The organism is Actinoplanes sp. NPDC051470, from assembly GCF_040682035.1.
Classification (GTDB): Bacteria; Actinomycetota; Actinomycetes; order Mycobacteriales; family Micromonosporaceae; genus Actinoplanes.
In genome coordinates this window covers 684,509-706,346 of sequence record NZ_JBFBAA010000001.1, presented here as the reverse complement: position 1 = coordinate 706,346, position 21,838 = coordinate 684,509, and the positions used below count along the sequence as shown (strand labels likewise).

Here is a 21,838-nt window from a genome sequence, read left to right as displayed (position 1 = left end):
CGGTCGGTGACCTCGGGCGCCTCGGCCGTTCGGCCAGCTGTGACGGTTCAGACAGATGGCAGACAGCCAACTAGCTTGCCCCCCATTGCGCCATCCAACTAGCGTAGTCAATGAACACCGAACCGTTAGTTCGGGGAACGGGTCGACCGCTAGCGGTCACCGCGGTTCGGTGTTTGGGGACGGGTGGCACTAAGCCGTTGGGGGACGGCGCGACCCGAGACCGGCGGTTAGTGCGGGCGACGCCTATGGGGATGGGCGTCGTCCGCCGCCGCCGGCGATTCGATCTCCACCCCTCTTCCGTTCCGCCGGAAATGCCCCCTCCCTCCGCCGCCCCGGAAATGGTGGAAGTTCTCAGCTCGCGGGTTTGCCGGCCAGGAGATGCAGTCCCGCGGCTGTTGCGGCTGTTGCCACCCAATGGGCGTTGCCCATTGTTTCGAGGCTGACGCCTCCGATTGCCGGAGCCAGGAAGTTGGCCGCCGGGACCCACGAAGATCAGGATGATGTGATCTTTGGCGATCGTTCTCAGGGCGGCCTTCGGACGGTCCTCTGTGGTCGTTGTTTCCTTCACCTTTCAGGTCAGGATTAATGCCGTCAGCAGTGTGCAGGCTGCATCGATGAGAAACAGCGCGGTGTCGCTCCAGGTGGCCAAAGGTTCGGGCAATCGACGAAGCGCCGGCCGGCACGGGTTGAACGCCCAGAATCGCAGGTTGAAAGCTCTCGATCAGCGGTCCTCGCGTGCCGGCGACGCACCGCGACGCTCCTTCAGTTAGTTGGCCTAACAGTTGACGACCCTAGGCCCCACGGGCGGCCGTTCACGATGGCGCGGCAGTATGAGACGCATGACAGGGACCCTGGTGCTGCTGCGGCACGGTGAAAGCGAATGGAATGCCAAGAACCTCTTCACCGGGTGGGTCGACGTCGACCTGACCGCCAAAGGTGAGGACGAGGCGCGGCGCGGCGGCGTACTGATCAAGGACTCCGGCCTGCGGCTGGATGTCGTGCACACGAGCGTGCTGCGGCGCGCGATCCGCACCAGCGAGATCGCCCTGCACGCGGCGGACCGGCACTGGATCCCGGTGAAGCGGTCCTGGCGCCTCAACGAGCGTCACTACGGCGCGCTGCAGGGCAAGGACAAGAAGCAGACCCTCCAGGAGTACGGCGAGGAGCAGTTCATGCTCTGGCGCCGGTCGTACGACACCCCGCCGCCGGCCATCGAGATCGGCGACGAGTACTCGCAGTACGACGACCCGCGGTACGCCGACCTGCCGCCGGAGATCAAGCCGCGCACCGAGTGCCTCAAGGACGTGCTCGAGCGGGCCCTCCCGTACTGGTACGACCAGATCGTGCCCGACCTGCGCCTGGGCAAGACCGTGCTGGTCGCGGCGCACGGCAACTCGCTGCGGGCCATCGTCAAGCACCTCGACCAGGTCTCCGACGAGGCGATCGCCAAGCTGAACATCCCGACCGGCATCCCGCTGCGCTACGACCTCGACGACGACCTGCGCCCGGTCACCACCGGCGGGGCGTACCTCGACCCGGACGCCGCCGTCGAGGCGGCCGCCGCGGTCGCCAACCAGGGGCGCTGACACACGACTGAGGGGGCGCCCCCGTGGCGCCCCCTCAGTCGTCAGTACGACGGTCAGTCGGTGATCGGTTCACCGGTCACCAGGAACGCGAGTTGCTCCTCGGGGTTGAGCGACACTGCTCGGCCTGCTAGTCGGTGATCGGTTCGCCGGTCACCAGGAAGGCGAGCTGTTCGCCGATGTTGACCGCGTGGTCGGCGTAGCGCTCGTAGAAGCGGCCCAGCAGGGCGCCGTCGATCGCCGTCTCGGCGCCGTACGGCCAGTCGTCGTGCAGCAGGATCTTGAAGAGCTCCCGCTCCAGCTCGTCCATCGCGTCGTCGTCCTTCTCCAGCTCCTCGGCCGCGCCGGCCTCGGGGCTGGCGAGCAGTCCGGTGATCTTCTCGGCCATCAGGTCGGCCCGCTCGGCCATGCTCTGGAAGACGCCGCGCAGCTCGGCCGGGACCGCGGGCGACGGGTGCCGCCGCTGTGCGGTCTTGGCCACGTGCTCGGCCAGGTCGCCCATCCGCTCCAGGTCGGCGGAGATGTGCAGGGCCGTGATCACGGTCCGCAGGTCGCTCGCGACCGGCGCCTGGCGGGCGATCGTGTCCGCGACCTTGGTCTCCACCTGGGCGTAGAGCTTGTCCACCTCGGCGTCCCGCTCCATCACCGCCCGGGCGGCCTCGATATCGGCGGTGAGCAGGGCCTTGGTCGCCTTCTTCATCGCGGCGCGTACGGCTTCGGCCATGGTCACCAGCAGCCGGTTGACCTCGGCCAGGTCGGCCCGGAATTCCTCGCGCATCGTCACGTCCTGTTGTCGGTCGGGGCTGTCGTCCTCGCCACGCTAGGTGCGTGGGACGGCAGGCGTGTGAACGGTGATGAACGACGCCGGGCGGAGCAGTGAACATTGCCTGACGCGCGTCCGTTATGTCCTATTCTCGTGTGGGCCCAGGTAAACAATGACCCTACGATCGCTGCGTGGACCGGGTGTCAGGCGTCAGCCTCCTCCTCGTCGCCCTCGTCATCGGAGTGGCGGCCGGGCTGCTCATCGCCCGTCGGCGAACCGGCAAACAGGACGCCAGGGCCACGACCGTGGAAACGGGGAAGAAAGGACGCGCCATCGAAGCCGACGGAGAGTCTTCCAGCGGCAAGCTCAAGGGCCTGGGCCGCAAGAGCCTCGACTCCCTCCGGGTCGGCGTGGTCGTGCTCGACGCCGACGACGAGCCCGTCCTGGTCAACCCGGCCGCGCGAGCCATGGGGCTGCTGCGGTCCGGTGGCGCCCCCGGCACGATCGCGGCGCATCCGATCCTCCGTACCCTGGCCGGCCAGGTCCGTCGCACCGGCGTGCGCCGCGAGGTCGAGCTCGACCTGCCCCGGGGCCGCGCGGGTGGCCCGCAGGCGCCGCTCGGCCTGCACCTGCGCGCGGTCGCGCTGAGCGCCACCCACGTGGCCGTCGAGGCGGCCGACGTGACCGAGTCGCACCGGCTGGCCCGGGTGCGGCGCGACTTCGTGGCCAACGTCAGCCACGAGCTGAAGACCCCGATCGGCGCCCTCCAACTGCTCGCCGAGGCGCTGCTGGACGCCACCGAGATGCCCGAGCCCGAGCCGGACGACGAGGCCAACGAAGACCTGATCGCCGCCCGGCGCTTCGCCGAGCGGATCCATCACGAGTCGGCGCGGATGGGCCGGCTGGTCAACGAGCTGCTCGAGCTCACCCGGCTGCAGGGCGCCGAGCCGCTGCCCACCCCCGAGCCGGTCGCCGTCGACTGGGTGATCGCCGAGGTCATCGACCGCACGCGAACCACCGCCAGCGCCAAGAAGATCGAGGTGGTGTACGCCGGGCCGCGCGGCGCCATGGTCTTCGGCAGCGACAGCCAGGTCGCCACCGCGGTCACCAACCTGGTGGAGAACGCGATCGCCTACTCCGGCGACGACACCACGGTCTCGCTGACCGTGCGTCAGGCCGACGACTGGATCGAGGTCGACGTGGCCGACCAGGGGATCGGCATCGCGCCGCACGACCTGGACCGGATCTTCGAGCGTTTCTACCGGGCCGACCAGGCGCGTTCCCGGTCCACCGGCGGCACCGGGCTGGGCCTGGCCATCGTCAAGCACATCGCCACCAACCATGGTGGCCGGGTGGATGTCTCCAGCACACTTGGTGGTGGTTCGACGTTCACGCTGCGCCTACCGGCGCGACCCCCGGAAGCCCCGTCGCCGTTACCACCGGCGGCTGAGATCGACCCTGGCGCGGAAGAGCGCTAGCCCTCCCGCGCGAACGGAAAGGAACCACATTGGCCCGCGTGCTCGTGGTCGAGGACGAGGAGTCGTTCTCCGACGCCTTGTCGTACATGCTGCGCAAGGAAGGGTTCGAGGTCTCGGTCGCACCGACCGGCACCTCGGCGTTGACCCAGTTCGACCGGACCGGCGCCGACATCGTCCTGCTCGACCTGATGTTGCCGGAGATGTCCGGCACCGAGGTCTGCCGCCAGCTCCGGCAGCGGTCGGCGGTGCCGATCATCATGGTCACCGCCCGGGACAGCGAGATCGACAAGGTCGTCGGCCTCGAGATCGGCGCCGACGACTACGTCACCAAACCGTATTCGCCGCGGGAGCTCGTCGCCCGCATACGAGCCGTGCTGCGCCGCCAGGGCGCCGAGACGGCCGAGGTGACCACCCCGACGCTGGCCGCCGGCCCAGTCCGGATGGACGTCGAGCGCCACGTGGTGACCGTCGACGGCTCGTCGGTGCAGCTGCCGCTCAAGGAGTTCGAGCTGCTCGAGCTGCTGCTGCGCAACGCCGGCCGGGTGCTCACCCGGGGCCAGCTGATCGACCGGGTCTGGGGCGCCGACTACGTGGGCGACACCAAGACCCTCGACGTGCACGTCAAGCGGCTGCGTTCCAAGGTGGAGCCGGAGCCCAGCGCGCCGCGCTACATCGTCACGGTGCGGGGTCTCGGCTACAAGTTCGAGCCGTAGGCCGGCGGCTAGAGGATCTTCTTCTTCTTGCTGGCCGCCGGGTTGATCTTCCGTTGGGCCCGGGCCTTCACCGTGGCCGGGTGCTCGGCGATCAGCCCGGTCGCCAGCCGGGCCTCGCACAGCTCGGCCAGGCGGTGGTAGGCCTCCTCGCCGATCAGGGCGATCAGCTCGGGCGCGTACGACTTGAACATCGGCTCGGTGCCGACGTGCGCGTCCGGTGACGAGGTGCACCACCAGTCGAGATCGTGCCCGCCGGCGCCCCAGCCCCGGCGGTCGAACTCGGCCAGCGTCGACTGCAGCACCTTGGTGCCGTCGGGGCGCTCGACCCAGTTCTGCTCGCGGCGCACCGGCAGCTGCCAGCAGACGTCGGGCTTGTAGGTGAGCGGGTGCACACCGTCGCGCAGCGCCTGGGCGTGCAGCGCGCAACCGCCGCCACCGGGGAAGCCGGCGTCGTTGAGGAAGACGCACGGGCCGTCGGCCGACTGGGTCGCGGTCCGCCGGGCCGGCTTGCTGCCGTCCACGGTGTCCATCTCGGTGTAGTTCTTGAAGCCCTTGCGGTAGTACTGCCAGTTCTCCGGGGTGAGCCGGGCGGCCGCCGCCTTGGTGCGGTTCTCGTCGTCGGCGTCGGTGAAGAACGCGCCGTGCGAGCAGCAGCCGTCCTGGGCCCGGCCGGCGACGATGCCGTGGCAGGCCGACCCGAAGACACAGGTCCAGCTGGACAGCAGCCAGGTGAGGTCGGCGCGGACCGAATGCTGATCGTCGGCCGGGTCGGGGAACTCGATCCATTCACGGGCGTAGTCGAGGTCGACCTCTTCGGCCCGCGCGGCGGCGGTGGCGCCCAGCGTGATCTGGACGGGGGTGCGGCGGCTCACCCGCGTCAGCGTACGCGTGCGGGTGACTGTCACCTCGGCGCCGCCCGGTTTGACGGTTATATCCAGCCACGAGTCGAGCCTTCGAGCACGCCGGGTCTACCCTGGAAGCGTGAGTTCCAGGGTCCCCGTCCTTCTGTCCAGCTCGTCGGTCTTCCCCGAGCCGACCGCGGCCGCCTTCGAGATGGCGGCCACGGTGGGCTTCGACGGCCTCGAGGTGATGGTGTGGACCGATGCGGTCAGCCAGGACGCCGACGCGCTGCGCGTCCTGTCCCGGCACTACGACATGCCGGTCCGCTCGGTGCACGCCCCCTGCCTGCTGGTCACCCAGCGGGTGTGGAGCCCCGACCCGTGGGAGCGGCTGAACCGCGCCGCCCAGCTGGCCGAGTCGCTCGAAGCGCCGACCGTGGTGGTGCACCCGCCGTTCAGCTGGCAGCGCGACTACGCCCGGAACTTCGCCCCCGGGGTGGCCAAGATGCAGGCCAAACACCCCGACATCACGTTCGCCATCGAGAACATGTTCCCGGTGAAGATGGCCGGGCGCTGGTTCGTGCCGTACACCCCGGGCTGGGATCCGACGACCACCGGCTTCGACGCGTACACGCTGGACATCTCGCACTGCTCGGCCGCCCGGGTCGACTCGCTGGAGATGCTCGGCAAGATGGGCTCGGCCATGCGCCACCTCCATCTCGGCGACGGCACCGGCGAGGGCCGTGACGAGCATCTGGTGCCCGGCCGCGGCAACCAGCCGTGTGCACAGGTGCTGCAGTCACTGGCCGCGGGCGGGTTCACCGGCTCGGTCGCGCTCGAGGTGAACACCCGCAAGGTGTCCAGCCGGGCCGAGCGCGAGGTCGACCTGCGTGAGTCGCTGGAGTTCGCCCGGCGTCACCTGGCGCCGGCCCAGAACCCGGCCCACGCCACGGCCTAAGCCGGCTCTCATCACAGGGCCGGGGTGAGGCCTGGCGGCGCGCCTCAGGCCGGGGTGAGGCTGGCGGCGCGCTTGCGGGCGCGGTGCGCGGCCACATGCGAGCGGGTCGCGCAGCGCTCCGAGCAGAAGCGGCGGCAGTTGTTCGACGACGTGTCGAGGTAGACGTTGCCGCAGCGCTCGTCGGCGCAGATGCCGAACCGGGCGCTGCCGTACTCGCACAGCCAGACCGACAGGCCCCAGACCGCCCCGGCCAGGTATTCCGCGCTGACCGAGGCGCCGCGGCTGGTCACGTGCATGTGCCAGTCGGAGGCGTCGTGGCCGGAGATGCGCGGCTGGACCGGGAAGGCGGCGAGCAGGGCGTTCAGCTCGGTGACAGCCTCGGCGTCACGGCCGGCCGTACCGTGCTGGAAGACCTCGCGCAGCCGCTTCTGAGCCCGCCGGAAGACCGGCACGTCCTTGTCGGCCGCCTCGTCGCGCATCCACTGGTGCTCGTCGCCGAACATGGCCCGCAGGCCGCCCAGGTCGTCCAGGCGGGCATTGACCAGATCAACGGCGGTCCGGGCGTACGCGTCGAAGTCCACCCGACAAAGGTAGCTGCCCCGGCCCAGCACAGCACCGGGCGATACGCTCGGCCCATGCTCCGATCCGTCTTTCTCGCCGCCGCCGGATCGTCCCGGTTGGAGCGGCTGGTCGAGTCCGCGCCCGTCAGCAAGGGCATCGTGCGCCGGTTCGTCGCGGGCAGCGGCGTGCAGGACGCGCTACGGACCAGCCGGGGGCTGGCCGACGACGGGCTGGCGGTGTCACTGGACTACCTGGGCGAGGACACGCTGACCGCCGAACAGGCGACGGCCACCCGCGACGAATACCTCACCCTGCTGGGCCGGCTGCGCGAGGCCGGTCTGACCCCGGCCGCCGAGGTCAGCGTGAAGCTGTCGGCGCTGGGTCAGAAGGTCGACGAGCGGGTGGCGTACGACTACGCGCACCAGATCTGCGCCGCCGCCCAGGAGGCGGGCACCACGGTGACCCTCGACATGGAGGACCACTCGACCACCGACTCGACCCTGGAGATCCTGGCCGAGCTGCGCAAGGACTTCCCGTCGACCGGGGCGGTGCTGCAGGCGTACCTCCGCCGCACCGAGGGCGACTGCCGCGAGCTGGCCACGGCCGGTTCCCGGGTCCGCCTGTGCAAGGGCGCGTACGCCGAACCGGAGTCGGTCGCGTACCAGTCGGCGCTGGATGTCGACAAGTCGTACGTGCGCTGCCTGAACATCCTGATGTCGGGCGAGGGCTACCCGATGGTCGCCACCCACGATCCGCGGCTCATCTCGATCGCCGAGGACCGGGCCCGCTGGTTCGACCGGTCGCCCGAGGAGTACGAGTTCCAGATGCTCTACGGCTGCCGTCCCGAGGAGCAGGCGCGGCTGGCCGGCGCCGGGCACACCGTCCGCGTCTACGTCCCCTACGGTGACCAGTGGTACGGCTACCTGATGCGCCGGCTGGCCGAGCGTCCGGCCAACCTCGCCTTCTTCGGACGGGCACTAGCCTCGCGTAAGTAATCATTCCGGACGAAAAGGGCCCACTCTCCGGCGCGGCGCGTTGACTTTCTGAAGCAATTTCACGGAACGCATCGCGTTGGTCACAGAAGCATCGATACCGTACTGATGACACGCGCGTCCGAGCGCCACGGCACCGGCCTCGTCAGAGGCCTCGCCCGAGCCGCGGTGACCGACGCCTGCGAGAGGATCGGTGCGAGGGAGATGACGGGTCCGACGGGTCCAGACCAGTCCGAGGAACGGCTGTCCGAAGTGCGGTTTCTGACCGTGGCCGAGGTGGCCGCGCTCATGCGGGTCTCGAAGATGACCGTCTACCGGCTGGTGCACGGGGGAGATCTGACCGCCGTTCGCGTCGGTCGATCATTCCGGGTTCCGGAGCACGCGGTACACGAATATCTGCGAGGAGCGTTCAGCCAGACGGCCTGACGAGCCGCTATACGCCTAGTCTCAAATTCGCCGGCCATGGATGCGCCCCGGAAGCGAATTTGAGGCCAGGCGTGGGGGCCGTGTTGGTCTCGCCGAGGTGAGGCCGCTACGCTGGAGCGGTTGGTTCCCGGGTGTGACGTGTGCGTGAGCGCCCGGCCCGGGACACCGTCCAGTCATTGGATCCAGGTGCGTGATGCGCGCCGATCCAGCGAACACATGGTTTCGAGAGGCTTTTCGTATGGGCTCCGTGGTCAAGAAGCGTCGCAAGCGTATGGCGAAGAAGAAGCACCGTAAGCTGCTGCGCAAGACCCGCGTCCAGCGTCGCCGTCTCGGCAAGTGATCGCCGGCCGGGCCCTGCCCGGCCGACCCCGCTTGCCATTCGCCGCCGTCCGTCGTGAGAGAGGGCGCCCGTGGTGACCTCCGATAACAGGCCTCCACGGGTGGTCGTCGTCACCGGGGTCAGTCGGTTCCTCGGCGCCCGGGTGGCTTCACGTCTCGCCGCCCAGCCCGGCGTCGAGCGCGTCATCGGCCTTGATCCCCGTGATCCGCCCCCGGCGCTGGCCGGCCTGCTCGGCGACGTCGAGCTGGTCAAGGCCGACGCCCGGGCCGCCTCCGGGGCGATCGCCGATCTGGGCGCCGAAGCGGTGGTCCATCTCGCCGTCACCAGCGCGCCCGATCCCGACAGCGGCGGTCGCGCGGCGATGAAAGAACAGAACGTCATCGGCTCGATGCAGTTGCTCGCCGCCGCGCAGGCGGCGCCGCGGCTGCGCAAGCTGGTGGTGCGTTCCTCCACGGCCGCATACGGCGCGTCTTTCAAGGACCCGGCGGTCTTCACCGAGGACACCGAGCCGCGGGCCGTGCCGCGTGGCTCGTTCGCGCGCGACATTCTCGACATCGAGGGGTACGTGCGTGGCTTCCGCCGGCGCCGCCCCGAGGTCGGCGCCACCGTGCTGCGCTTCGCGCCGTTCATCAGCGCGTCCGCCGAGACCACGCTCACCCGCTACTTCGCGCAGCCGGTGGTGCCTACGGTCTGGGGCCGGGACGCCCGCCTCCAGTTCGTGCACGTGGACGACGCGCTGGAGATCCTGCACCGCGCCGTGGTCGAGGACCACCCGGGCACCTTCAATGTGGCCGGGGCCGGGGTCATCGTGCTCTCCCAGGCGGTGCGCCGGGCCGGCCGCATCTCGATCGCGTTGCCCGAGGGCACGCTGTCGTCGCTGGCCGCGGTGGCCCGCAACGTACGCATCGGGCAGATCGGGCTGGACCAGATCGACTGGTTCGTGCACGGCCGCGTGGTCGACACCGCCCGGCTGACCGAGGAGTTCGGCTTCACGCCCCGCACCACGGCCGAGGCCTTCGACGACTTCGTCACCGGGCACGCGAACGGCGCGTCGCTGACCGCCGATCGGCTCGACGCCGCCGAGAAGGCCATTCTCGAGGGCATCCGGGCCGTTCGCGCATCGGCGGCCGCCTCCCTGGGAAGTGATAAGCCGTGAGGGAGCGAAGCGAGCGAACCATTCGGCTCAGCAGTCCGGCTCACGATGGCACGGAGCGAAGCGGAGTGTCATCGTGAGTCAAGAGGAGTACCGCCGCGCCACCCTGCCGGGACACCTCGACTTCGAGCTCCCGGCCGAAGAGGCCGTGCCGCGGATCAACGGCAACCACCCGCTCAACGGGCGTACGCCGGGCAAACCGGCGCCCGCCCCCGAGCCCGAGCCGGAGGAGCCGGTCGGCGAGGAGCCGCGCGACACCGTCGACATCTGGGATCAGCGGGTCGCCAAGGGTCTCGCCTTCCTGCGCCGGCGGCTGGCCGGCGCCTACGAGGTCGACGATTTCGGCTTCGACCCCGACCTCACCGACTCGATGTTCCTGCCGATGCTCAAGCGGCTCTACCGCGACTGGTTCCGCACCGAGGTCTTCGGGATCGAGAATGTTCCGGCCACCGGCGGCGGCCTGCTGGTCGGCAACCACTCCGGCGTGCTCGCGCTCGACGCGGTGATGCTCTCGGTGGCGCTGCGCGACCAGCACCCCGAGGAGCGGCACCTCCGCCTGCTCGGCGCCGACCTGGTCTTCCGGGTTCCGGTGATGTCCGAGCTGGCCCGCAAGGTCGGTGCGACGGTCGCCTGCAACCCGGACGCCGAGCGGCTGATGCGCAACGACGAACTGGTCGGCGTCTTCCCCGAGGGCTTCAAGGGCACCGGGAAGCTGTACGCCGACCGCTACAAGCTGCAGCGTTTCGGGCGGGGCGGCTTCGTGTCGGCGGCCCTGCGCACCGGCACCCCGATCGTCCCGGTCGGCATCGTCGGCGCCGAGGAGATCTATCCGATGCTCGCCGACTTCAAGCCGCTGGCCCGGCTGCTCGGCGTGCCGTACTTCCCGGTGACGCCGTTCTTCCCGTGGCTCGGCCCGCTCGGCCTGGTGCCGCTGCCGAGCAAGTGGATGATCCAGTTCTGCCCGCCGATCCCGACGGCCCACCTCACCGAGTACGCGGACGACCCGATGGTGGTCTACAACCTGGCCGATCAGGTGCGCGAGACGATTCAGGCCACTGTGCACGACCTGCTGGCGAAAAGGCCCGATCCGTTCGGCCTGTGACGTCGTATCATGTGACTGAAGGGCGGCCCCGGGTTCAACCCCGGCACCGCCCTTCGCCATCTCCGCTGGGCTGGGCTGTCAGCCTCCGAAGATTCCGTTCAGCAGTCCACCGAGCACACCCTGGTCCTCGTCATTCGTCGCCGGCGACTCGACCGGTGACGGCTCGCCGTCCGGGGTGCCGGTCGGCGCCACCTTGGTGCGGCTGTCGCCCGGCTTGGTGGCCGGGGTCGTGCCGGTCGGACCGGCGGCCGGGCCGGTCTTCTCCGGACGCGCCTCGCCGGTGGTGGCCGGCTGCTCGTCGTCCTTCGCGGCGCCGGTCGCGCCGGGCTTACTGCCCGCCTTCTGACCGTGCCCCTGCGAGCCGCCGTTGTCGCTGGACGAGTCCTTGCCGGCCATGCACCCGCGCAGACGCGGACCGAGCGAGTCGGCGCCTGTTCGGGTGGCGGTGCCGCAGGACAGCCCGGCGCGCAGTTCCTCGGCGCGGGCCTGGACGTCGTCCAACAGGGACAGCGACGTGCCCGCCCGCTCCCGGTCGGCCGGCCGGAGCCGGCCCAGCAGGGGCGCGAACGTCTGCCGCTGACCGGCGACGAAGGTGTCGATCCGGCTCAGCGGCGCCTTGTCGGAACGCGTCACGGCCGCCTCGTTGAGCAGCTTGACGCCCTGCCGGGTGTCGGCGTCCATGTCGTTCAGCACGCCGGAGAACCCGGTCGCGCCGCCCGGCAACGCGGCCGCCTCGGCCAGCCGGGTCCGCGCGAAGTCCAGCGACAACTGGCCCCGGGTGACTTCCGAGCCGGCCATCGCCAGCTGCGCGCGCTCGGTCGAGCGCTTGACGCCGTACAGCGCGTCGCCGGGTGCGGCGTTCTCGCTGGCCGCGGAGATCCCGGAGACGGCCATCGCGCCGGCGGCGACGCCGATCACGATGGCGCCACGGGCCCGGACCCGGCGGCCGTTGAAGCTCAGGCCGCGGCGCGGTGCGGCGTGGCCGACCGGTTCGGTCGCGGTCGGGGCAGCGGTCCGGCCGATCCCGTCCCGCTCGGCCGTGGCCACGAGCATCGCTCGCAGCCCGGTGCGGAACTCGTTGCCCACCTGCGCCCGCGGGTTGACCGCGGACAGGCTGTGACCGATGGCGACGAGCTCGGCGAGCTCGCCGTCGGCCGGACCACGCGAGTGGTGCCGACGGCCGCCGCCGGTCTCGTCGAGAAGTTCCGCGAAGCGCCCGGCGCGCCGCCGGTCGAAAAGGTCGAACCTCACCGGGGGCACCTCCCTTCGCTCGTGACTGATCCACCGATCGCGTGACCGACGGATGCGACCGCGGGTCGCACCCGGACAAACGCTCCGAGGAGGTTTAGGGTTACGGGCATCGACGGTCGGTGAAGTGTCGGCTGTGCGAGTGTGTGCTGCCCCGTGCGCGTCACCACTGGAATCCTTCGGGCAACAACCGTGCCAGCGCTCGCACCGCCCGATACTGCAGCGCCTTGATCGCGCCCTCGTTCTTGCCCATGGTCTGTGCGGTCTCGGCCACCGAGAAGCCCTGCAGGAACCGCAGCACGATGCATTCCTGCTGCTCCGGGTTGAGCTGCTTGACCGCGGTGAGCAGGGCGACGTTGGTGATGTGGTCGACCACGGCCGACTCCGGGCTGCCCTCCGGGCCGCGGTCCTCGCGGTCGGCGTCGAGCACGTCGCCGGTGGTCACCTCGAGCCGGTAGCGGCCGGACTTGAAGTGGTCGGCGACCAGGTTGCGGGCGATGGTGACCAGCCAAGCGCCCAGGTCACGGCCCTGCCAGGTGAAGCTGCTGATCCGTTTGAGCGCGCGCAGGAAGGTGTCCGAGGTCAGATCCTCGGCCAGCTGGCGGTTGCCCACCCGGAAGTAGACGAACCGGAAGACCGTGTCGACGTACCGGTCGTAGATCAGGCCGAAGGCCGCCGCCTCGCCGGCCTGTGCGCGTTCGACCAGCGCCCACACCTCGGCGGCGGCATCGGTCGGATCGGGCCGGGCCGGATACTTCGGCGGCTCGGACTCGTTGGGTGGCCCGGTGGTGCTCTGTGTCGGCACGACCACCTGGGTGTCGGCGTTGTCCAGGGGACGGGTCTCACCGTCCAGGCTGCGGTCGCCGGGGCCGGGCTGGGCGGGCATGGCCGGGCGGCCGGGCACCGCCACGCGGCCGCCGACCGGCTTGACGTTGCCGGTGGGCGGCGAGTGCCGGCTGGGGGACTCGTTGATGTGCGGCCGGTTGCGGGTCCGTTTGGGTCCGTCGCCGCGGATGGCGTGGGCGACGAACGTCTCGACGGAGCCGGCCAGCCGGGTCAGCCCCGAGTTGAGCGTGAAGCGTGCCGCGCTGTACGGATCGCCGGCATACACATCGCTCACTGCGCCTCCGTCCGTTCGTGCTGAATCCGTGCTTCGTGTGGCACAGCGGCCTCCTCGGGGGTGAGGGATGGTCACTCACAACAAAAGGGGTGGGCCGAGCCCGGAACTGCCGGGACCACGACCGCACCCATGGGTGTGGAGTCCGTTACACAGATCTGGAGTGTCACGGACACCGGACACACGGAGTCGCACACCGTGTGCGCTGCGCGAAAACAGCATGAAGTGGCGCAGACGAGACAACAGGAACTTCTGCGACGATGTACGACCCGCGCCGGACGGAGACGGACAAGTTGTCCGTCCTCCTCCGTCCGGGGGTGATGTGCCACACTCAGCCGCTGTGGAGAACAGAGCACGCGACGCGGTCCGCGAGGCCGCCCGGCGCCGCCCCCACGGCATCGCGCTGATCGCCGGAGAAACGTCGCTGACCTGGGAAGACGTCGACGCGAGGGTCGACCGGGCGGCCCGCCGGCTGGCCACCGCGGTCGATGGGCCGGGCCACCGGATCGGCCTCGTGCTGGGTACCTCGATCGACTTCGCGATCGCGTACTTCGGTGTGTTGCGAGCCGGGCTGGTCGCGGTGCCGCTCAATCCCGGGTACACCGCCGACGAGCGGGGATATGCCCTGTCCGACGCGGGCGTGTCGCTGGTGGTCACGGCCGGCGCGCTGGACGGCGTGTCGTGCGTGTCGCCGCGCGAGCTGGAGGACGCCGGCTCCGGCGCGGCCGCCGAACTGCCGGACATCGCCGCCGATCAGCTCGCCGTGCTGCTCTACACCTCGGGCACCAGCGGGCGGCCCCGGGGCGCCATGCTCAGCCACGGCGCGCTGGCCGCCAACCACGAGCAGCTCGACCGGATCGAGCCGGCCGTCGTCGGCCCGGCCGACGTCGTGCTGCTCACCGTGCCGTTCTTCCACGCCTACGGGCTGAACACCGGCCTCGGGTCGGTCGCCCATCACGCGGCCACCGGCGTGCTGCTGGACCGCTTCGACCCCGAGGCCTCGCTCGGCGTGATCGCCGAGCACGGCGTGACCGTGACGGTCGGGGTGCCGAGCATGTACGCGGCGTGGTCGCGTACGGAATCGGCCGGAACCTCTCTCGCGACCGTGCGCACCGCGGTCTGTGGCGCCGCCCCGCTCGGCCCCGACGACGCCGCCCGGTTCACCGCGGTCACCGGCCGGACCGTGATCATCGGGTACGGGCTGACCGAGACCGCCCCGGTGCTGACCACCACCGCGGTGAGCGACCGGGGCAAGCCCGGCTCGATCGGGCGCCCGCTGCCCGGCGTGGAGCTGCGGCTGCGCACGGCCGACGGCGAGGTGCTCTGGGCCGACGGCACCGCCACCCCGGCCGAGGACCTGGCCGAGCTGGATCTCTCCGTCGAGGACTCGGCCGGCACCGACCCGGGCGAGATCGTGGTGCGCGGGGCCAACCTGTTCGGCGGCTACTGGCCGGACGGGCGGGACGGGCCGGACCCCGACGGATGGTGGGCCACCGGGGACATCGCGTACGCCGACGGCGACGGTGACCTGCACCTGGTCGACCGGCTCGGCGAGCTGATCCTGGTGAACGGCTTCAACGTCTACCCGGCCGAGATCGAGCGGGTGCTGGACGCCCACCCGGGCGTGGCCGAGGCGGCGGTGGTCGCGATGGACCACCCGGACACCGGGCAGGCGCCCCACGCGTACGTGGTGCCGGCCCTCGACCCGCCACCCACCGCGGCCGAGCTTCAGGTCTTCTGCGCGGCGCAGCTCGCGCGCTTCAAGCTGCCCGCCGCGATCGAGCTGGTGCCCTCGTTGCCCCACTCGGCGCTGGGCAAGGTGCGGAAACGGGAGCTGTCATGACCACGACCAACCGGGTCACGCTGATCAGCCGGGACGGGTGCCACCTGTGCGAGGTGGCCGAGCAGGCGCTGGAGCGGGTCGTGCCCGGCGCCTGGGACCGGGTCGACGTGGAGTCGTCGCTCGAGCTGGAGCGGGACTACGGCGACCGGGTGCCGGTGGTGCTGCTGGACGGCCGGGAGCACGGCTACTGGCGGGTCGAGGAGGAACGGCTGCGGCGCGATATCGCGAAGCCGCCCGGCGCGCCTCGCCTGTAAGTTGTCCGCGTGGCGCGTACGCATCTTGTCTGGGACTGGAACGGCACTCTGCTCGACGATTTCGCGCTGGTGGTGATCGCCACCAACCGGGCCTTCGCGGCCGTCGGCGGGCGCGACGTGAGCCCCGACGAGCACCGCACCCGGTTCCGCCGGCCGGTGGCCGAGTTCTACGCCGAGATCCTCGAGCGGGCGGTCGACGACGAGGAGTTCGGCCAGCTGGACCGGATCTTCCACGACGCGTACCGGCTCGGGCTGACCACGATGGCCCTGGCCGCGGATGCCAAGGAGGCGCTGACCAGCTGGCCGGGCAGCCAGTCGCTGCTGTCCATGTGGTTCCACAGCGAGCTGGTCCCGGCCCTGGAGACGTACGGGCTGAGCGGGCACTTCACCCGGGTCGACGGCCTGCGCACCGAGGTGGGCGGCGACCTCAAGGCCGGACACCTGGCCGGCCACCTGCGTGAGATAGGCGTCACCGGCGCCGAGGCCGTCCTGATCGGCGACTCGCTCGACGACGCCGCGGCGGCCCGGTCCAACGGCGCCGCGGTGGTGCTCTACACGGGCGGGTTCACCGACGCCACGCGCCTGCGGGCGGCCGGCTGCCCGGTGGCGGACACCCTGGTCGAGGCCGTGGAGATCGCCCGTACGCTCTGATACCCGGGGTCGGGATCGTGACGCGATTGGGCGTGGGGCGGGTTCACCGGTAATACTCGGGAGAGCTTGCCATTAGCACGGCAAGTGGATCTTCGTCCAGACCTCCTACCAAGATCGCGATTTGTGCACGCCTTCACAAGCGCCTACTCTGTGGCACTGACGAGCCCCGCTATCACAGCCGGACCTTGCCGTCCACGTCGGGCTCTCTGCAGGTCAGCCATCTCGTCGGCACGGAGTCAGATGAGCGAGCAGCGACACGGAAACACACCCGGCACGCCAGGTGCGGTTCCCGCCTTCCCGGATCTACCCGAGGCGACCATCGCCCGGCTGCCGGAATATCTCCGTGCGCTGCACAACCTGGCGGACGGAGCAGAGACCATCTCCAGCGAGGGCCTCGCGGCCGCCGCCGGGGTCAACTCGGCCAAGCTCCGCAAGGACCTCTCCCACCTGGGGTCGTACGGCACCCGCGGCGTCGGCTACGACGTGGCCCTGCTGACCGCCCAGATCGAGTACATCCTCGGGCTCGACCAGCGCCGGGCGGTCTGCCTGGTCGGCGTCGGCAACCTCGGGCACGCGCTGGCCGGGTACGACGGGTTCGCCAGCCGCGGCTTCCGCATCGTCGCCCTCTTCGACGCCGACGCCAACCGGGTCGGCGAAGAGATCAGCGGCCTGGTCGTCCGGCACATCGACGAACTGCCGCAGGTCGCCGCCGAGGAGTCGATCGCCATCGGAGTGATCGCCACCCCGGCCTCGGCCGCGCAGACCGTGGCCGACGACCTGGTCGCCGCCGGCGTGACCAGCATCCTGAACTTCGCGCCGTGCGTGCTCACGGTCCCGGCGGGCGTCGACGTCCGCAAGGTCGACCTGGCCATCGAGCTGCAGATCCTCTCCTTCCACGAGCACCGCAAGGCGTCGCTGACCGCGTTGCCCGGCGGCCGGACCGAGGCGGTGGGGTCATGAACCTGCTCTGTGTCGGCACGTCCTACCGCACGGCGGACGTCGCCACCCTGGAACGGCTCGTGTTCGCGCCGGCCCAGCAGGAAGCGGTGCTCCAGGAGCTGATCCGGCAGCCGTACGTCGGCGAGGCCGTGGTCGTCTCGACCTGCAACCGGGTCGAGGTGTACGCGGCGGTCACCGGCTTCCACGGCGGCCTCGGCGACATCTGCAGTGTCCTGGCCGAACATTCCGGCATCAGTGGCAACACGCTCGCCGCCCACCTCTACGTGCACTACGACGAGGCGGCCGTCCGGCACGCCTTCCGGGTCTCGGCCGGTCTCGAGTCGATGGTCGTCGGCGAGGCGCAGATCCTCGGGCAGCTCCGCGACGCCTACCACCAGGCCACCGAGGCGGACGCCGCCGGACGGCTGCTGCACGAGCTGATGCAGCAGACGCTGCGGGTCGGCAAGCGGGCCCACGCCGAGACCGGCATCGACAAGGCCGGGCAGAGCGTGGTCTCCGCCGCCCTCGACGTGGCCGCCTCGCACATCGGTGACCTGACCGGCCGGCCGGCGCTGGTGATCGGGGCCGGGGCGATGGGCGCGCTGTCGGTCGCCACGCTCACCCGGGCCGGGGTCGGGCCGCTGACGATCACCAACCGGGGCGCCGAGCGGGCGTCGCGGCTGGCCGAGGCCTACGGCGCCACCGCGGTTCCCTACGCCGACCTGGCCGGCGCGCTGGCCGAGGCCGAGGTCGTGGTCAGCGCCACCGCGTCCGCCGGGCCGGTGCTCGACCGCGCCCTGCTCGCCGCCGCCGCCCCGCTGGTCGTGCTCGACCTGGCGGTGCCGCGGGACGTGGCGCCGGACGTGACCGGGATCGACGGCGTGACCGTGATCGACATCGAGGGCCTGGCCGACAGCCGGCGGGCCCTGCCCGCGGCGGCCGAGACGGCGGCGGTCGAGCAGATCGTGGCCGCCGAGGTCGAGCACTTCCTGGCCTGGCTGCGCGGCGCCGACATCGCTCCGACGGTGGCGGCGCTACGGACCCGGGCCGACGACGTGGTGGCCGGCGAGCTGCGCAAGCTGCACGCGCGACGGCCGGAATTCACCGAGGAGCAGCGGGCCGACGTTTCCCGTACGCTGCACCGGGTCGTCCAGCAGCTGCTGCACTCGCCGACCGTCCGGGTCCGGCAGCTGGCCGCCGAGCCCGGTGGTGATCAGTACGCCACCCTGCTGCGCGAGCTGTTCGACCTGGACGTTCCACTGGCCACGCAGGCCGACGCCGTACCGGAGATCGGGGGTAACGCATGAGGACGCCACTGCGCCTCGGGACCCGCGGCTCGCAACTGGCCCTGGCCCAGTCGCGGCAGGTCGCGGATGCCCTGATGGCGGTCACCGGTCACCCGGTCGAGTTGGTGCGCATCGCCACCGCGGGCGACAAGTCGGCCGCGCCGGTCGCCCAGCTCGGCGTCGGGGTCTTCGTGTCCGCACTGCGGGATGCATTGCTGGCCGACGAGATCGACTTCGCCGTGCACTCGTACAAGGACCTGCCCACCGGCGACCAGCCCAGCCTGCACATCGCCGCAGTTCCCGAGCGTGCCGACCCGCGCGACGTGCTGATCGCACGCGACCGGCTGACCCTGACCGAGCTGCCCGCGGGCTCGCAGATCGGGACGGGCGCGGTGCGCCGAATCGCGCAACTGCACGCTTTGGGCCTACAGTTGCGGATCACTCCGATCCGGGGCAACGTCGACAGCCGGATCGCTCGGGTGCTCGGCCCTCAGGCCGACCTCGACGCGGTCGTCCTGGCCCGGGCCGGAGTGGCGCGTCTCGGCCGCACGGCCGAGGTCACCGAAACGCTGGATCCGATGCTCATGCTGCCCGCCCCGGCCCAGGGCGCGCTGGCGGTCGAGTGCCGGTCCGGCGACACCGACCTGGTCGAACTGCTGGCCACGCTCGATCATGCACCGTCCCGTTCCACCGTCACGGCGGAACGGGCGATGCTCGCCACGCTGGAGGCCGGGTGCTCCGCCCCGGTCGCCGCATATGCCGAGCTCGCTGAAGGCGAGGACGGCGACGAGATCTACCTGCGCGGTGCCGTGATCAGCCCGGACGGGGGCCGAGACGTCCGGTTGTCGCGCACCGGAACGCCCGCCGACGCGGCGGAGATCGGCAAGGCACTCGCCGCCGATCTCCTCGACGCCGGCGCCGACACCCTGATGGGGAGCACAGCATGACCACCCGCACCGCCCGCAAGCCCGCCGGACGCATCGCGTTCGTCGGCGCTGGACCCGGCGACCCCGAGCTGTTGACACGCCGGGCGCACGACGCTCTGGTCGAGGCCGACCAGGTGGTCTACGACAGCGGCGTACCCGACACGCTGCTCGCCGCGATCAGGGCCGAGGCCAAGGCGGACGCCCAGTTCAGCCCGGCCGAGGGCGCGTCCGGCGACGTGGCCAAGGTGCTGATCTCCGCGGCCCGCTCCGGGCTCAACGCGGTCCACCTGGTGGCCGGCGACCCGTTCGGGCACGAGACGGTGGTGCGCGAGGTCCAGGCGGTCGCGCGTACTGCGGTGCACTTCGAGGTGGTGCCCGGTCTCGGGCAGGCCGAGGGTGTGGCCACCTACGCCGGTGTGCCGCTGCCGGGCGTACGCACCGTGGCCGACGTCGACGACGTGGCCGCACTCGACTTCGAGAGCCTCGCCAACGCCGCGCGCAAGGGCACGTTCGCGGTCGCCGTGGACGCCGGTGACCTGGCCGCGGTTCGCGACGGCCTGCTCGCCGCGGGCATCGAGCCCGGCACCGCGGTCGCGGTGACCGGCGACGGCACCGGCGAGACGCAGTACACGACCACCTCCAGCGTGGACAGCTTCGTCGCGGCGGCGCTCGGCTTCACCGGCCGGGTCGTCCTCACCGTCGGCGGCGAGGTCGCCCACCGCGACAAGATGAGCTGGTGGGAGAACCGCCCGCTGTACGGGTGGAAGGTGCTGGTGCCGCGCACCAAGGAGCAGGCGGGCGCGATGAGCGCGCGGCTACGGGCGTACGGCGCCATCCCGTGCGAGGTGCCGACCATCGCGGTCGAGCCGCCCCGCACCCCCGCCCAGATGGAGCGCGCGGTCAAGGGCCTGGTCGACGGCCGGTACGCCTGGGTCGTCTTCACCTCGGTCAACGCGGTCCGCGCGGTCTGGGAGAAGTTCGCCGAGCACGGCCTGGACGCCCGCCACTTCGGCGGCGTGAAGATCGCCTGCATCGGTGAGGCGACCGCCGAGGCCGTGCGGGCGTTCGGCATCCAGCCCGAGATGGTGCCCGCCGGCGACCAGTCCAGCGACGGCCTGCTGGCCGAGTTCTCGCCGCACGACGAGATCCTCGACCCGGTCGGCCGGGTGCTGCTGCCGCGCGCCGACATCGCCACCGAGACGCTCGCCGCCGGGCTGATCGAGCGCGGCTGGGAGGTCGACGACGTGACCGCCTACCGCACGGTGCGTGCCGCGCCGCCGCCGGCCGACATCCGCGACGCCATCAAGTCCGGTGGCTTCGACGCGGTGCTCTTCACCAGCTCGTCGACGGTCCGCAACCTGGTCGGCATCGCCGGCAAGCCGCACGCCCGCACGGTGGTCGCGGTGATCGGCCCGAAGACGGCCGAGACTGCCATCGAGTTCGGCCTCCGGGTCGACGTGCAGCCGCAGCACGCGTCGGTGCCCGACCTGGTCGAGGCGCTGGCCGAGTACGCGATCGAGCTGCGCGAGAAGCTCGCCGCCATGCCGGCCAAGCAGCGGCGTGGCTCGAAGGTGCAGGGACCCACGGCGCTCCGCTTCCGCTAGGAGATCCTCATGTCGTACCCGGACGTCCGCCTACGTCGTCTTCGCCGCAGCGCCGCCATTCGTCGCCTGGTCGAGGAGACGCGGGTGGCGCCGGCCGAACTGGTGCTGCCGCTCTTCGTCAAGGAGGGCCTGACCGAGCCGCGCGCGATCTCGTCGATGCCCGGCGCGGTCCAGCACTCGCGGGAGAGCCTGCGCAAGGCGGCCCACGAGGCGGTCCGGGCCGGGGTCGGCGGCCTGATGCTCTACGGCGTGCCCACCGACGACCACAAGGACGAGACCGGCAGCCAGGGCCTCGCCCCCGACGGCATCCTGAACGTGGCCATCAGCGACGTCATCGCCGAGGTGGGCGACAGCACGGTCGTGATGAGCGACCTGTGCCTGGACGAGTTCACCTCACACGGCCACTGCGGCGTGCTGGCCGACGACGGCTCGGTGGACAACGACGCCACCCTGGCCCTCTACGCCCGGATGGGCGTCGCGCAGGCCACCGCCGGCGCCCACATGGTCGGCACGTCCGGCATGATGGACGGCCAGGTCGGCGCCGTCCGCAAGGCCCTCGACGCGGCGAATTTCCAGGACACCAGCATCCTGGCGTACGCCGCCAAGTACGCCGGCGCCTTCTACGGCCCGTTCCGCGAGGCCGTCGAGAGCTCCCTCCAGGGCGACCGCCGCCAGTACCAGCAGGACCCCGGCAACGCCCGCGAGGCCCTCCGCGAGACCGATCTCGACATCGCCGAGGGCGCCGACGTCGTCATGGTCAAGCCCGCGATGCCCTACCTCGACATCATCACCCGCCTCCGCGACCGGGTCGACATCCCCATCGCCGCCTACCAGGTGAGCGGCGAGTACGCGATGATCGAGGCCGCCGCCGCCAACAACTGGATCGACCGCGAGCGCGCCATCCTCGAGTCCCTCACCTCCATCAAGCGAGCCGGCGCCCAGATCATCCTGACCTACTGGGCCACCGAAGCCGCCCAGCTCCTCCGCGCCCGCTACTGACCCAAACCCGCAGCTCACGCCCGCCCGCCCGGCTGCCCGCCCGGCCGACGTTCCGACCGTCGC

21 protein-coding genes and 1 pseudogene are annotated in these 21,838 nt (G+C 71.2%); 17 read left to right on the top strand and 5 right to left on the bottom strand.

From position 1 onward, the window contains the following. The first annotated feature begins 839 nt into the window (after positions 1 to 839). A complete protein-coding gene (locus AB0M54_RS03435; protein ID WP_364313648.1) occupies positions 840 to 1,586 on the top strand; it encodes a phosphoglyceromutase in 747 nt (248 codons plus the stop codon). A 127-nt stretch (positions 1,587 to 1,713) separates the two neighbouring features. Here AB0M54_RS03435 and phoU read toward each other — a convergent pair whose 3' ends face one another. Next, complete coding sequence (gene phoU / locus AB0M54_RS03430; RefSeq protein ID WP_364313650.1) at positions 1,714 to 2,361, bottom strand: phosphate signaling complex protein PhoU; 648 nt, start codon at positions 2,359 to 2,361, stop codon at positions 1,714 to 1,716. A 185-nt stretch (positions 2,362 to 2,546) separates the two neighbouring features. Between phoU and AB0M54_RS03425 the strand changes: the two genes are divergently transcribed. Together AB0M54_RS03425 and AB0M54_RS03420 are read left to right on the top strand one after the other, a co-directional pair. Next, positions 2,547 to 3,824, top strand: a complete 1,278-nt coding sequence (locus AB0M54_RS03425) for an ATP-binding protein (RefSeq protein WP_364317018.1) — start codon at positions 2,547 to 2,549, stop codon at positions 3,822 to 3,824. 29 nt (positions 3,825 to 3,853) lie between these two features. Next, the gene (locus AB0M54_RS03420; RefSeq protein ID WP_364313653.1) at positions 3,854 to 4,537 is read left to right on the top strand and encodes a response regulator transcription factor; all 684 of its coding nucleotides are present in this window, start codon (positions 3,854 to 3,856) and stop codon (positions 4,535 to 4,537) included. An 8-nt stretch (positions 4,538 to 4,545) separates the two neighbouring features. Here the strand turns inward: AB0M54_RS03420 and AB0M54_RS03415 are convergent, their stop codons facing one another. Next, complete coding sequence (locus tag AB0M54_RS03415) at positions 4,546 to 5,409, bottom strand: hypothetical protein (RefSeq protein ID WP_364313656.1); 864 nt, start codon at positions 5,407 to 5,409, stop codon at positions 4,546 to 4,548. Positions 5,410 to 5,518: 109 nt separating this feature from the next. Between AB0M54_RS03415 and AB0M54_RS03410 the strand changes: the two genes are divergently transcribed. After that, positions 5,519 to 6,334 (top strand): sugar phosphate isomerase/epimerase, encoded by an 816-nt coding sequence (locus AB0M54_RS03410; RefSeq protein ID WP_364313659.1) that lies wholly within the window; start codon positions 5,519 to 5,521, stop codon positions 6,332 to 6,334. A 44-nt stretch (positions 6,335 to 6,378) separates the two neighbouring features. Here the strand turns inward: AB0M54_RS03410 and AB0M54_RS03405 are convergent, their stop codons facing one another. After that, a complete protein-coding gene (locus AB0M54_RS03405; RefSeq protein WP_364313662.1) occupies positions 6,379 to 6,915 on the bottom strand; it encodes a CGNR zinc finger domain-containing protein in 537 nt (178 codons plus the stop codon). A gap of 54 nt (positions 6,916 to 6,969) precedes the next feature. On the opposite strand from AB0M54_RS03405, the gene AB0M54_RS03400 reads away from it, so the two are divergent. The 5 genes from AB0M54_RS03400 to AB0M54_RS03380 all read left to right on the top strand — a co-directional run bounded on the left by AB0M54_RS03400 (position 6,970) and on the right by AB0M54_RS03380 (position 10,908). Beyond that, positions 6,970 to 7,890 carry a proline dehydrogenase family protein gene (locus AB0M54_RS03400; RefSeq protein ID WP_364468861.1) on the top strand — a complete coding sequence of 307 codons (921 nt, stop codon included), beginning with the start codon at positions 6,970 to 6,972 and terminating at the stop codon, positions 7,888 to 7,890. A gap of 201 nt (positions 7,891 to 8,091) precedes the next feature. Next, a complete protein-coding gene (locus AB0M54_RS03395) occupies positions 8,092 to 8,313 on the top strand; it encodes a helix-turn-helix domain-containing protein (RefSeq protein ID WP_364313667.1) in 222 nt (73 codons plus the stop codon). 238 nt (positions 8,314 to 8,551) lie between these two features. Further along, positions 8,552 to 8,653, top strand: a complete 102-nt coding sequence (locus AB0M54_RS03390; RefSeq protein ID WP_007465623.1) for an AURKAIP1/COX24 domain-containing protein — start codon at positions 8,552 to 8,554, stop codon at positions 8,651 to 8,653. 70 nt (positions 8,654 to 8,723) lie between these two features. Continuing rightward, entirely contained in the window at positions 8,724 to 9,809 is a 1,086-nt protein-coding gene (locus AB0M54_RS03385) for an NAD-dependent epimerase/dehydratase family protein (RefSeq protein ID WP_364313670.1), read from the top strand. Positions 9,810 to 9,882: 73 nt separating this feature from the next. Next, the gene (locus tag AB0M54_RS03380; RefSeq protein ID WP_364313673.1) at positions 9,883 to 10,908 is read left to right on the top strand and encodes a lysophospholipid acyltransferase family protein; all 1,026 of its coding nucleotides are present in this window, start codon (positions 9,883 to 9,885) and stop codon (positions 10,906 to 10,908) included. Between the two features lie 411 nt (positions 10,909 to 11,319). Here AB0M54_RS03380 and AB0M54_RS03375 read toward each other — a convergent pair. Then, positions 11,320 to 12,159 (bottom strand): annotated as a pseudogene (locus AB0M54_RS03375) (DUF5667 domain-containing protein); the annotation flags it as partial. Between the two features lie 160 nt (positions 12,160 to 12,319). Then, positions 12,320 to 13,171, bottom strand: a complete 852-nt coding sequence (locus AB0M54_RS03370; RefSeq protein ID WP_364469184.1) for an ECF subfamily RNA polymerase sigma factor, BldN family — start codon at positions 13,169 to 13,171, stop codon at positions 12,320 to 12,322. 442 nt (positions 13,172 to 13,613) lie between these two features. On the opposite strand from AB0M54_RS03370, the gene AB0M54_RS03365 reads away from it, so the two are divergent. From AB0M54_RS03365 to hemB, 8 genes are all read left to right on the top strand, one after another. Continuing rightward, positions 13,614 to 15,116 (top strand): AMP-binding protein, encoded by a 1,503-nt coding sequence (locus AB0M54_RS03365; RefSeq protein ID WP_364313676.1) that lies wholly within the window; start codon positions 13,614 to 13,616, stop codon positions 15,114 to 15,116. After that, positions 15,113 to 15,370, top strand: a complete 258-nt coding sequence (locus AB0M54_RS03360; protein ID WP_364313678.1) for a glutaredoxin family protein — start codon at positions 15,113 to 15,115, stop codon at positions 15,368 to 15,370. Before AB0M54_RS03365 ends, AB0M54_RS03360 begins: the two co-directional genes overlap by 4 nt. Before the next feature lie 9 nt (positions 15,371 to 15,379). Further along, positions 15,380 to 16,021: an HAD hydrolase-like protein gene (locus AB0M54_RS03355; RefSeq protein WP_364468859.1), complete on the top strand. Its 642-nt coding sequence runs from the start codon at positions 15,380 to 15,382 to the stop codon at positions 16,019 to 16,021. Between the two features lie 240 nt (positions 16,022 to 16,261). After that, the gene (locus tag AB0M54_RS03350) at positions 16,262 to 16,981 is read left to right on the top strand and encodes a redox-sensing transcriptional repressor Rex (RefSeq protein WP_364313682.1); all 720 of its coding nucleotides are present in this window, start codon (positions 16,262 to 16,264) and stop codon (positions 16,979 to 16,981) included. Continuing rightward, positions 16,978 to 18,267, top strand: a complete 1,290-nt coding sequence (locus tag AB0M54_RS03345; RefSeq protein WP_364468857.1) for a glutamyl-tRNA reductase — start codon at positions 16,978 to 16,980, stop codon at positions 18,265 to 18,267. The genes AB0M54_RS03350 and AB0M54_RS03345 overlap by 4 nt, the downstream gene beginning before the upstream one ends. Further along, the gene (gene hemC, locus AB0M54_RS03340) at positions 18,264 to 19,193 is read left to right on the top strand and encodes a hydroxymethylbilane synthase (protein ID WP_364313687.1); all 930 of its coding nucleotides are present in this window, start codon (positions 18,264 to 18,266) and stop codon (positions 19,191 to 19,193) included. Before AB0M54_RS03345 ends, hemC begins: the two co-directional genes overlap by 4 nt. Beyond that, positions 19,190 to 20,776 carry a uroporphyrinogen-III synthase gene (locus AB0M54_RS03335; RefSeq protein WP_364313690.1) on the top strand — a complete coding sequence of 529 codons (1,587 nt, stop codon included), beginning with the start codon at positions 19,190 to 19,192 and terminating at the stop codon, positions 20,774 to 20,776. The genes hemC and AB0M54_RS03335 overlap by 4 nt, the downstream gene beginning before the upstream one ends. A gap of 9 nt (positions 20,777 to 20,785) precedes the next feature. After that, positions 20,786 to 21,775 (top strand): porphobilinogen synthase, encoded by a 990-nt coding sequence (hemB, locus tag AB0M54_RS03330; RefSeq protein WP_364468855.1) that lies wholly within the window; start codon positions 20,786 to 20,788, stop codon positions 21,773 to 21,775. The last annotated feature ends 63 nt before the right edge of the window (positions 21,776 to 21,838 follow it).